The 12,290-nt window shown below is 49.9% G+C and carries 7 protein-coding genes and 2 pseudogenes; 6 read left to right on the top strand and 3 right to left on the bottom strand.

Annotated elements, in window-relative coordinates:
• Positions 1 to 149: 149 nt before the first annotated feature.
• The 4 genes from Q7V48_10435 (at position 150) to Q7V48_10420 (ending at position 3,352) form a co-directional block, all read left to right on the top strand.
• On the top strand, positions 150 to 1,763 hold the full coding sequence (locus Q7V48_10435; protein ID MDO9211145.1) for a radical SAM protein: 1,614 nt from the start codon (positions 150 to 152) through the stop codon (positions 1,761 to 1,763).
• Between the two features lie 100 nt (positions 1,764 to 1,863).
• Positions 1,864 to 2,637, top strand: a complete 774-nt coding sequence (locus Q7V48_10430) for a DUF1847 domain-containing protein (GenBank protein ID MDO9211144.1) — start codon at positions 1,864 to 1,866, stop codon at positions 2,635 to 2,637.
• 9 nt (positions 2,638 to 2,646) lie between these two features.
• Positions 2,647 to 2,922, top strand: coding sequence for a hypothetical protein (locus tag Q7V48_10425; protein ID MDO9211143.1), 276 nt, complete (start codon positions 2,647 to 2,649; stop codon positions 2,920 to 2,922).
• A 112-nt stretch (positions 2,923 to 3,034) separates the two neighbouring features.
• On the top strand, positions 3,035 to 3,352 hold the full coding sequence (locus tag Q7V48_10420) for a TIGR04076 family protein (protein ID MDO9211142.1): 318 nt from the start codon (positions 3,035 to 3,037) through the stop codon (positions 3,350 to 3,352).
• Between the two features lie 77 nt (positions 3,353 to 3,429).
• Here Q7V48_10420 and lgt read toward each other — a convergent pair.
• The 3 genes and pseudogenes from lgt to ileS form a co-directional block, all read right to left on the bottom strand.
• A pseudogene (gene lgt, locus Q7V48_10415) lies at positions 3,430 to 4,176 on the bottom strand (prolipoprotein diacylglyceryl transferase).
• Positions 4,177 to 4,225: 49 nt separating this feature from the next.
• A pseudogene (gene lspA / locus Q7V48_10410) lies at positions 4,226 to 4,696 on the bottom strand (signal peptidase II).
• Complete coding sequence (gene ileS / locus Q7V48_10405; GenBank protein MDO9211141.1) at positions 4,693 to 7,500, bottom strand: isoleucine--tRNA ligase; 2,808 nt, start codon at positions 7,498 to 7,500, stop codon at positions 4,693 to 4,695. The pseudogene lspA and the gene ileS overlap by 4 nt, the downstream one beginning before the upstream one ends.
• A 668-nt stretch (positions 7,501 to 8,168) precedes the next feature.
• Between ileS and Q7V48_10400 the strand changes: the two genes are divergently transcribed.
• A complete protein-coding gene (locus Q7V48_10400; GenBank protein ID MDO9211140.1) occupies positions 8,169 to 9,698 on the top strand; it encodes a putative sulfate exporter family transporter in 1,530 nt (509 codons plus the stop codon).
• Positions 9,699 to 10,163: 465 nt separating this feature from the next.
• Positions 10,164 to 12,290 (top strand): HAD-IC family P-type ATPase (locus Q7V48_10395; protein MDO9211139.1); only part of this gene is annotated, 2,127 nt, incomplete at its 3' end.

Genomic DNA, 12,290 nt, shown 5'->3' with positions numbered 1-12,290 from the left:
TGACTCATATGAGCGAGGACGTTTTACAAAAACTTAACAGCCTGGAAATGGAATGGGCGGAGGATGGCCAAGTGATCGACTTATAATCTGATTAAAAAATATTGAATCCTAAGAGAGGACCCGGCGTGAAAGAAAGGACCTAAACAAAGATGCGGGTCTTCAATGCCGATTCCACCCCATGCGAGCAGAAAAACGTGATTCTTGTCCACCCACCCGTAGTCAAGCCTTGCGAACCCCCTGCCGGTATCGCCAAACTCTATAGTTTCCTCCAGCGATGGGGAATAAAATGTAAAATTTGGGATGCCAATTTAGAAGGTCTTCTTGGCCTTCTGCATAGTCAGGAAAAGTTTTCCTCCTCTTCCCTCAAGGCTTCTTTGGATCCTTGGACCCGACGCGCTTGGCGTAACCTTTCTCTTAATCTCAACTCGCTAAAAAATTGGACCCCCTATTATGATTTTGCCCGCTACAAAAGAGCGGTCGAAGATCTGAATCGGCTTTTAGCCCAGGCCGCGATCTCCCAAAATGTTCGCCTGAGTTTGGCCAATTACCAGCACCCCCAACTTTCTCCGACAAGATCCATAGACCTGATTCAGGCAGCGGAAAAACCTGAGCAAAATCCTTTCTACCCCTTTTTTAAAGAAAGGATGGTGCAGGTTCTCGAAGAAGCCGCTTCCCCTATGATCGGATTTTCTCTGAATTATTTAAGCCAAGCCTTATGTACTTTCGCCATGATCGGATTCTTAAAAAAAAATTTTACAAGAGTGAAAGTGATTTTAGGGGGGGGACTAATAACCTCCTGGATGAGGCAGCCGCAATGGCAAAATCCGTTCCAGGGTCTTGTAGACTTCATAGTAGCCGGGCCGGGAGAATATCCGATACTTTCTCTCCTGGATAAACAGAAGGCGATTCCCGAAAATTTTAATGCCCGGCCATGTACGCCGGATTATGATTTCTTTCCCCTGGATGAATATATGGCGCCTGGAATCATTCTTCCTTTCAGTTCGGCGAGTGGGTGTTACTGGAATCGGTGTTCGTTCTGTCCCGAAAAAGCCGAAGGGAATCCCCATATTTCTATCCCGGTAGAAGAAGTGATCTATGACTTGCATGTTCTCACCAAGAAGATGAAGCCAGTGCTGATCCATTTTTTGGACAATGCCCTCCGTCCGACTCTGATGGAGAAAATCGCCGAGAATCCTCCTGGAGTTCCTTGGTATGGTTTTGCCCGCATCACCTCCCATCTTATGGATCCGGATTTTTGTTGGGCCTTAAAAAATTCAGGATGCGTTATGCTCCAGCTCGGGCTGGAGTCCGGGGATCAGGGAGTCCTCGACCGCTTGCAGAAGGGGATCAACCTGGACATGGCTTCACGAGCTTTAAAGAGCCTGGCCGGGGCAGGGATTGCCCCTTACGTCTATCTCCTTTTCGGTACCCCCGCGGAAACAATGACGGGGGCCCAAAAAACTCTGGATTTCACCGTGAAACATGGGGAGCAAATTCGTTTCTTAAACCTCGCCATATTTAACTTACCGGTTTATAGCCAAGAGGCTTCAGAGTTGACCACTGAAAGATTTTATGAAGGTGACCTATCTCTTTATATGAATTTTTTTCATCCTCAGGGATGGGACAGAAATTTAGTTCGGCAATTTTTAGACAAAGAATTCAAGCGTCATCCTGCCATCGCACCCATCCTGAGGCGAGATCCGCCCTTTTTTACCTCCAATCATGCCCCTTTTTTCACTTTTTCCAAGATCGCCAAAGAATAAATTGACAGAAGAAAGTCCTTTGGTTATATTTTCTTCTATATTGGGTAAATAAACCTGCCAAAAGCCTAAGCAGACTTCAGCAAGAAGGAAAGAGGGTGTCATGGGTAAAAAAAATGTTAAGGTCAAGTATTCGAAACACATTCCGCCCTTGAAGGTCCCAACGAGGCGCCGGCCGCCAAGCTGCGATTCCTGCACGGTGATGGCCTGCTGGCCCAAAGGCCCGGCCGACATCTTGAAAGGCCCGGCGAACTGCCCCACCAAGAATTATCCAGATATAGTCAAAAAGGCCAGAGACCTCTACTTGAAGGATCCTTTCCACCGCCAAATGCAATTAAGCGGCGCGCGGCTGGAAGGGATGTCTTCCCAGACGCCTCCCGGGGGTACCGAAATCAACATGAAATTGACCCGGGTGGAAGAGTTGATCATGTTCTGTAAGATGATGAGATACAAGAAAATCGGATTTGCCCACTGTATCGGCTGCATCGGGGAAGCCAAGGAGTTGAGCCATATTTTTCGCTCCCGCGGGTTCGATACCGTACAAGTCAACTGTAAAGTGGGAGCCATCGAAAAAGGGGAGATTGGAATTGCCGAAGATGAGAAGGTACGGATGTTTACTTTTGAAACCATCTGTAATAACATCGCCCAGGCCTTGATTTTGAATGAAGAAAAAACTGATCTGAACGTAATCGTTGGGCTTTGCCTGGGTCATGATATCTCGTTTACCCGGATGTCGAAAGCACCGGTTACCACCCTGATTGTGAAAGACCGCCGCCTCGGACATAATCCGGCAGCCGCCCTTTACCAGGGATCCCCGCCCTGCAATTTCTATTATGGTCGCATGGGGAAAGCCACTTCCGAGACCGGCGGACGATAGGGGGAAAGAATGGAGCGCAAAATGAAGGAAAAAGAAATTTCCGGATGGTATGCTCAAAAGGAGCTAACGCCCGAAGAAAAAGCGGCCCAGATGCAGGCGATTGAAGCCTGGTATGAAAAAAAGCACCGCCAGAACTACCGCACAGTTCCATTGGAAATTCCCGGGAAGATGATGCTGGCCCTGGGCAAAATGGCCATGGATCGGGGTGTGAACTTTTCGGAATTCATAGAAGGGATTTTGGAAGATCATCTCCGGCAGAAGAAAGTAAATTGGAAGAAAGGATAGGGCGAAGGGTGTAGGGTGTAACTCTTTATTTTGACTTGATCGAATTGGAAATCCACATTTTCAACTTTAGGCATTTTGAGAACCTCATAGAAGAGAAAGGAGGAAAAAGAAGATGGCTAAAAGGCATCCGCTAAAAATTACGGTGTTGCAGAAGCTGAGTGCCAAAGAGGTATACGGCAAACCCTTGCCGGATTTGGCCGAAGAGATGGCCGCTTACTGCGACCGGCTGGAAGTGGGGCAGGAATTCAGGGTGGACGAGTCAGGAGCAATGCCCGCCGGCTTTTGTACCTGGGCCTGGCATGACATCTATCCGGCGGTAACCGGCCTGCGCTTTGGCGGGAATTACCCCTGGGTCAAGAAAGAAGGATTGACCTATTCCTGCTGCAGCGACGGCGCCCGGCCGGTTTTCTTTAAGATCGAAAGGGTTTAAGATACCCTGGGGAAAAGGGATAGGGTGTCGGGTGTAGGGCGTAGGCGGAAAAACCCGTACCACTCCCACCTCCCAACTCACCGTTTTATGAGCATGAAAAGGGCCAGGAGGGCAGCGGGGATGCCGATGGTTTGGGAGGTGGAGAGGACTCCTTCGATTGCCCAGCCGCGGGGATCCGCGCGGTAAAACTCGATGATGAAACGGGCTGCAGAATAGAAAAGCAGGTAAAACCAAAAGAGACGCCCCTGAAAACGATTTGCCCTGCGCATGAAAATTAAGGCGAAGAAAATGGCCAACATCGCAGCAGATTCATAAAGCTGCGTGGGGTGCAGGGAGACGCCAAGCGGGGCTAAGCTGTTTTGGTCCCTGAAGGTACAGGCCCACGGGACCCCCGTGGGTAATCCGTAGCATCAGCCTGCAAAAAAACAGCCCAGCCTCCCCAAGGCCTGACCAATGGCGATGGAGGGGGTCATCAGGTCCGCCAGTTGCCGAAAATTCAAATGATGCTGGCGCATATACCAAAGACCCGTCAAAAAAGCAAAGATCAACCCACCGTAAAAGACCAATCCCCCTCGCCAGAATTTGATCGCGTCGATAGGGTTGTCCCGGAACTCTTCTAAGTTTCCGAGCACGTAGAAGAGTCGGGAACCCAATAAGGCGGCAATCAGGATGTAAAACGACAGGTCCATTATCAAATTGGGGTCGATGCCGATGCGGCGGGCTTCCTTGAGAGCCAGGACGACGGCCAAAAGAAATCCAATGGCCAACAAAACGCCGTAGGTGTGGAGAGTAAAATCGCCAATTTTTACTAAAATGGGATACATATCGGCTAAGATTTCGGATTTCGGATTTCGATTTCGGATTTGCAAAAGATTTTTTGCGGATCATTTGGATGAAAAGCAGAATGACTCCGATGGTAATCGCCGAATCTGCCACGTTAAAAGCAGGCCAGTGAAGGGTATACCAATGGAAGTCCAGAAAGTCGACGACCTCACCCATTCGTAAACGGTCGATCAGATTTCCTATTGCCCCACCGAGAATCAAGGAAAGGCTAGCGGCAAAAGTATTCTGGCCCGGCCGAAGATTCTTCAGAAGATAAAAAATACACCCGATGGCTACGGCCGAGACCAGGAGGAAAAAGGCCATCCTTAGCGGAGAACGGCTCCCCGCTAAAAAGCCAAAAGCTGCTCCGGTGTTCCTCAGGTAAGTGAGGTGGAAGAAATTGGGCACAATCTCGATTGACTGGTAAAGGGCCATCTGGCCATGGACCAGAACCTTAGTCACTTGGTCAAGAATCAGGACGATACTGCCGATGATGACCGTCAGGCGATATTTCGGGTTCAAGATTTTCCCCCGGACCCGATGGCTGAGAGGGCTGTCCGGCAGCGGGGACAGACTGTTGGGTGGTCGGCACTTTCTCCCACCTTCGGATCATAAACCCAGCAACGTTCGCATTTTTTGCCTGCTGCCCTGCGGATGAGGATGTTTAGCCCCTCCACCTCCGTGCTTTTTTGGGCTCCGGCGGGGGGAACATCGACGAGGGCTACCTGGGAGACAATGAAGAGATCCTTAAGCTGCGCTTCATTCTCTTGCAGAAAGGAAAGGAGTTTTTCTGGCGAATTAAGCGTGACAGCCGCTTCCAGGGAATTACCGATCAACTTGTTCTTTCTGGCAATCTCCAGGGCTTTAGAGACTTCTGCGCGCACTTTCAGGAGAAGGTCCCAGCGTTCTTCGAGTTTGCCGTCGATGTACTGGGATTCAACTTCCGGAAAAAGATTAAAATGTACGCTTGCGGGGCGATCCTTGGTTTTCGGAAGTTGTTCCCAAACTTCTTCGGCAGTATAGGAAAGGATCGTGGCCATAAGGCGAACGAGAGCATCCAGGATTTTGAACAGGGCAGTCTGGGCAGCCCGACGTTGCCGGGAGGAAGCAGGGGATGTATAGAGGCGGTCTTTCAGAATGTCCAGGTAAAGAGCGCCTAAATCTACAGCGCAGAAATTGTGTAGGGAATGGAAGACGATATGAAACTCAAAATTGGCATAAGCCTCTCTCAAACGGGAGATCAACCTTTGTAAGCGCAAAAGAATCCAGCGGTCCAGGTCCCAAAGTTGGCTGTCCGGAACCGCATCCTTCTGGGGGTTGAAATCATAGAGGTTCCCGAGCAGGAAACGGCAGGTATTGCGGATGCGTCGGTAAGCCTCAGAGAGCCGCGAAAGAATCTCTTGCGAGATGCGGATGTCATCGCGATAATCTTCGGCTGCTACCCAAAGACGGAGGATCTCCGCTCCGTAACGATTGATGACCTCCTCGGGAGCGATGACATTTCCGAAAGACTTGGACATTTTCCTTCCTTCACCATCCACCACAAACCCGTGAGTTAGGACGGAATGGTAAGGTGCCTGCCCGCGGGTTCCCACCGAGGCCAGGAGGGAACTGTGAAACCATCCCCGGTGTTGGTCGCTACCTTCCAGGTACATATCGGCCGGCGACTTTAAGTTTCTGCGCTTCTCGCAAACGGCGGCATAGCTCACTCCGGAATCAAACCAAACATCCAGGATATCCGTTTCTTTGGAGAATTCTTCTCCCTGGCATTGGGGACAGCGCGTTCCCGGTGGCAACAATTCCTTAGCCGGAAGTTCGAACCAGATGTCCGCTCCCCCTTTCACAAACAAACCAGAAACGTACTCGACGATGCGTTCTTCTACCAGGAGTTGATGGCAGGATGAACAGGTAAAAGCCACGATGGGAACACCCCAGGCCCGCTGGCGAGAGATACACCAATCCGGACGATTTTGGATCATGCCGTAGATCCGATCCCGCCCCCACCGGGGGATCCAAGTCACGTGATCGATGGCCTCCAACGCCTTCTGGCGCAGGCCATTTTTTTCCATGGAGATAAACCATTGTTCTGTGGCCCGGAAGATGATGGGGTTCTTGCAGCGCCAGCAGTTGGGATACGAGTGGACGTAAGACTCAGAATGGATCTGGGCGCCAACTTCAGCCAGTTTTTGGATCACTGCTTCATTGGCATCAAAGACAAACTTTCCGGCGAAAAATTGGACGTCGGAAGTAAAACACCCTTGATTGTCCACGGGAGAATAGATGGGTAGGTTATATTTTAAACCTGATTCGTAGTCTTCCTGTCCGTGGCCGGGAGCGGTGTGCACACATCCCGTGCCTGTGTCCAGGGTAATATAGTTGGCCAAAATGAGGATCGATTCACGCTCATACAGGGGATGGCGGCATTTGAGACCCTCAACCGCCTTGCCCGGAAATTTTTCCAGGATTTTGTAATGGGTTTTTCCCGCTTTGGACATTACCTGTTCGAGGAGTGCTTCCGCTAAAATCCACACTTCACCGTTTACTTCAGCGGCAACATAAAAATAATCCGGATGGAAGGCGATGGCCAGGTTCGCTGGGATGGTCCAGGGAGTCGTCGTCCATATGAGAACAAAAACTTTTTTCCCCCGCAACGTCGGAAAGGTCTGGCTGAAATCCGAGGTAGCCGCAAACTTAACGGTAATCGATGGGGAGGTATGATCTTCATATCCCACTTCCGCCTCAGCCAGAGCGGTCTCGCAGGAGGCACACCAGTAAACTGGTTTTTTCCCCCGGTAGACAGAGCCTTTGCCGACGAAGCGGCCGAATTCGCGGGCGATGGTTGCTTCATAGTCATAGCTCATCGTCAGGTAAGGATTTTCCCATTCTCCCATGACTCCCAGGCGTTTAAATTCCTGGCGCTGGATGTCTATGAAATTGGAAGCGAATTCCCGGCAGAGCTTTCTTTTCTCGATGATGGAGTATGAAGCTTTTTTACTTCCTAACTCTTTATCTACCTGATGCTCGATGGGGAGACCATGACAGTCCCATCCGGGAACGTATTCTCCGTTGAACCCAGCCATGTTTTTGGATTTGACAATAAAGTCTTTGAGGATCTTATTCAAGGCCGTGCCGGTGTGAATGTGGCCATTGGCGTAAGGGGGGCCGTCATGGAGGATATACTTGGGCCGGTCTTTGGCGATTTCCCTCAGTTGCTGATAAACTCGACCTTCTTCCCATTTTTTTAGAATCTGGGGCTCCTTCTGCGGAAGGTTGGCTTTCATGGGGAAAGGGGTTTGGGGCAAATTCAGCGTGCTTTTGTAGTCCATCTCGTCCTCGAAAAAAATGACCCTCAGGCTTGCCAAAAAGGATGAAGAGGCGTAAGGCCAAGTTTCTCAAACCTTCTGTGGCGTACAATTTTTTATTACATCATAATTCCATGTCAAAAAAAAAGAAAGAAAATTTTTAAAAGAACCCGGACCGCGATCCATTCTCGACAATCAGGAATTTTCTTTCAGGGTAACAGGTTAGCTCTTTGAAAACAATCTTTTGTCGTTTATTCGTTGGGTTATTCCCGCGCAAGCGGTAATCCAGACTCCGTCCCTACGGAAGCAGAAAACTATAAACATATTTAAACTGGATTCCCCGAATCAAGTGCGGAGCTCCCGCAGGAATGACGGCCTTAAAAATTACTTTGTTTGGGATGGTTTTCAAACAGCTATAGTGATACCTTTCAGGAAATTATTTATTGCAGTTTTTCATTATGGTGGTATAATTTCTCCGCTTTTTCTTGGCCGGTCTTTTTTTTGGGGGGGAGGGGGAGAGAGAAAAAAGCAGGGGATTTTTCTCCAGATAACCATCAATTTCATTTTTCATATTTTTTTTAAAAAAGGGAGGTGATCAAAAAAACTAATTGGTGAAAGTTTTAAAGATGGAAGTCTTTTAATGCCCAAGATAATTATAATTTTCCAAGTTCTTCACAAAGGGGAGGGGGAAAATGGCAAACAAAGGAATCGATTGGTCTTCGCTGTGGAAGAAAGATGAGTGGCTTGCCGTTTGGATCGGGTTCCTGATTATCGTTTTATCCCTGGCGGGCCTGAAGTTGACGGGTGTCAAGTTCAAATGGACGACGGATGGAGAATTTGCTTCCTTTATGGCTGAGCGGATGCCCGTGGTGGAAAAGCTGGCCGAGGAGGCTGGGCAAAAGGGCGAACAGGCGCTTCAGGAACAGATGGTGGCCCTGAAATCCGCCGCGGACTCCCAAAACCGGAAAGCCGTGGGCGAGGCTATCAAGAAATTGGATGAGGTTGCCAAGAAGGCGAAGGATGAGGGGCTCAAAAAGAAGGTGGCCCCCCTCGTTCGAAGCGTGCGGGGAGAGGCGGGGAACCTCCTGGACAAAGTCTTTGCCGGGGAAAATATCCTGGCAGCTTTCTATATCCTGATTTTTTTCTGGATCCTGGCCACGATCGGCGCCGCGGCCATGAAGCTGGAAATCGGGAAGTTCATCGCCGGGTTCCCGGTCATTTTCATTATCACCTTCATCGCCCAGTTCCTGGCAGGGAATTACACGATTTTTTACTATGGGCTGGAGTACGTCCTCTGGTGCCTTTTGATCGGGTTGATTATCAGCAACGTATTCGGAACCCCCAAATGGCTAATGGCCGCCGCCAGGACCGAATATTACATCAAGATCGGGTTGGTGATTCTGGGATCGGGGATCCTGTTCGGGGAGATCATCCAGGCCGGAGGGTACGGGATTATCCAGGGTCTCCTGGTCGTCGGAGTGGTCTGGTATGTCTGCTACTGGTTAGCCCGGAAGATGAAAGTGGATGAAGAGTTTTCCGCCATTCTGGCCAGCGGAGTCTCCATCTGCGGTGTTTCCGCGGCCATCGCCACCGCGGGCGCAGTTAAAGGGGACCCGAAGAAGCTGAGCTATGTGACTTCTATTATCCTGGTTTGCGCCGTGCCCATGATGGTGATCATGCCCTGGATTATCAAAGCAACCGACATGAATCATATGGTAGGCGGGGCCTGGATGGGAGGGACTCTGGATACGAGCGGCTCCGTGGTGGCTGCCGGGGCCCTGGTGAGCGAAGCGGCTATGAAGATCGGGGTCATCGTCAAGATGTCCCAGAACGTGCTGATCGGGTTCGCCGCTTTCATTCTGGCCATCGTCTGGACCTTTAAAAAGGCAGCGCCCGGAGAGAGACCAGGGGCAATCGAAATTTGGTTTCGCTTTCCAAAGTTTGTCCTCGGATTCATGGTGGCATCGCTCATTTTCTCTTTCGTGCTGGATCCCAAGACCGTCGGGGTCGTAAAGGGGCAGCTGGGAACATTGAGAACCTGGTGGTTTGCCCTGGCCTTTACCTGTATCGGGCTTGAGACTCGTTTCGTTGATTTGTTCAAGATGGGCGGGGGAAGGCCGGCGGCGGCTTTTTTGGGAGCGCAGCTCTTCAACATCTTCTGGACGCTCCTCCTGGCCTATCTCATCTTCGGCGGTATAATTTTCCCGGCTCCTAAATTTTGATTAGGGGAATGGGGTTTTACTAAAACCTACAGGCCATAATCCGACCTAATGGAAGGAGGGCATTTTCTTAAGATCGCTTCAGATCATGCCTTCCTTCCTTGTTTTTTTGCTTTAAGTCCATTGTTTAGGAATTCCCTTTTTCATCTTTAGTCACTTGACATTTATCCTTTACTTTTTCTTATTCATGGTTTTAAAAACTCTGTGCTCTCTGTGCCCTCTGTGGCTAATTTATTTCCCTTGCGTATTCCGAAGTTGCCTTTTTCTGCCGTAAGGATCCGGTAGTCAGGGGAATATAAAAACATTATGGATGTATGATTTCTTCGTAGGTTAATGGTTCAGTGAAATAGGCGCTTAAGGAAAAAAGAGCAAGATGAAAAGGAACAGAAAAGGTAGTGCAGTAAACTATTTTATCAATTTTGGAAGATATTGTGGTTCATGATTACTCATAAAACGCAGGGGGAAGGTATGACAAAAACAGCTTGGCATTCGATGGAAGTCGATAAGGTTTTAACGGAAATGGATACGGATGCCCATCGGGGATTGACGGAGGAGGAAGCTAAGAACCGCCTTGAAAAGTATGGCTATAATGAATTGAAAAAGGAAGAGAAAGTTTCGCCCTTAACTCTCTTCTTCAACCAGTTCAAGAATATCCTGATCATCATCCTTCTCGTGGCCATTGGGCTTTCGGCGCTGATCGGGGGGCTGGTGGATGCAGCCATCATCGCCGTGATCGTCTCCTTTTGCGCAGTCCTGGGGTTTATTCAGGAGTACCGCGCCGAGCGGGCCCTGGATGCTTTGAAGAAGATGCTTTCTCCAACCATTACCGTTTTAAGAGGAGGGCGGGAAGCGGATATTCCCTCGAAAGAACTTGTCCCCGGAGACATAATGCTCCTGGAAGCGGGAGATAAGATCCCGGCCGACGCCCGCCTGGTGGAAAGCCATTCATTGAGATGCGATGAAGCTCCGCTAACAGGGGAGTCCGTGCCAGTGAGCAAAAATATTCAGCCTTCATCTGAAGAGGTGCGGGTCAGCGATCGCAAAAACATGATCTTCACCGGGACCACCGTTACTTATGGGCGAGGGAAAGCAGTCGTCACTTCCACCGGTATGAATACAGAATTTGGCAAAATCGCCGAGGAAGTTACGAGTGTGGAGGTTGAGAAAACTCCTCTGGAAAAGAGAACGGCAGAGATCGGAAAATGGCTGGGCATCGTCGCCGTGTCGATCTGTATACTGGTTGCCGGAATCAGCATCTTCAGGGAAGCGATCTGGGGCAAAATAGACCTGCAATTCATCATCACCATGGTGATGTTTACTGTGGCCCTCGCTGTAGCAGCAGTTCCTGAGGCGCTGGCAGCCATTGTGACAGGAGCCCTGGCCATCGGGATGCATCAGATGGCCCAAAAAAATGCCCTCATAAGAAAAATGCCCGCGGTCGAGACTTTGGGATGCACCACAGTGATCTGCTCTGATAAGACCGGGACCCTCACCAAAGGAGAGATGACCATCAGGAAGATCTTCGCCAGGGGCAAAATGGTGGAGGTGAGCGGAATTGGTTATGACCCCGTGGGTGAGTTTAAAGGATCAGATCCAGTGGAAATCACCAAGAGCAACTCCTTACGAATGCTTTTGCAGGCAGGGATTTTATGCAGCGACGCCCACCTTCATCAGCAGGACGGAAAATGGTTGATCAAAGGAGATCCCACCGAGGGGGCCCTGGTTGTAGCCGCAGCCAAAGCCGGACTTTCGATCCATGAGATCAAGCTGGAGAACCCCAGGATTGAGGAAATTCCTTTTAGTTCCGAGAGGAAAAGAATGACGACCATCCATCAAATGCCCGATGGGAAAAAGGTCGCTTTTCTGAAGGGAGCTCCGGAGGTTATCCTGGAAAAAAGCACGAAGATCCTTGAGGATGGGGATGGGAGAACCTTGAAGGAAGAGGAAAGAGCGGAGATCTTACGGGCCAATGAAGGGATGACCCAAGGGGCCTTGCGGGTTCTGGGGGTCGCATATCGGGATCTTCCCGATGGCATTGCCTACAGCGAGGATATGATTGAAAAGGATTTAACCTTTTTGGGCCTGGTGGGTATGATGGATCCCCCGCGGGATGAAGTGGTCGAGGCCACCAAGGTATGCAGGCAAGTGGGCATTAAACCCATTATGATTACAGGCGACCACAAGCTTACGGCCGTGGCCGTGGCCAAGGAGATCGGATTTTACAAGGACGGCGACAAGGTGCTCACCGGAGAAGAACTGGAAAAGATGAGCGATGAGGAGTTTGAGAAGATTGTTTGTCAGGTCACGGTTTATGCTCGAGTCTCCCCTTCGGATAAATTAAAGATCGTAAAGGCCTGGAAGAAACAAGGGGAAGTCGTGGCCATGACCGGCGACGGAGTCAACGATGCTCCGGCCCTCAAACAGGCCGACATCGGCATTGCCATGGGGATTACAGGAACCGAGGTGACCAAAGAAGCAGCGGATATGGTCCTGAGCGATGATAACTTTGCCACGATAGTGAATGCCATTGAGCGGGGCAGGTGGATTTATGATAATATTAAAAAATACCTTACCTATCTCCTGCGCTGCAATATA

The sequence above is a fragment of the Deltaproteobacteria bacterium genome, from assembly GCA_030654105.1.
GTDB lineage: Bacteria > Desulfobacterota > SM23-61 > SM23-61 > SM23-61 > JAHJQK01.
This window is presented reverse-complemented; position numbering and strand designations above follow the sequence as displayed.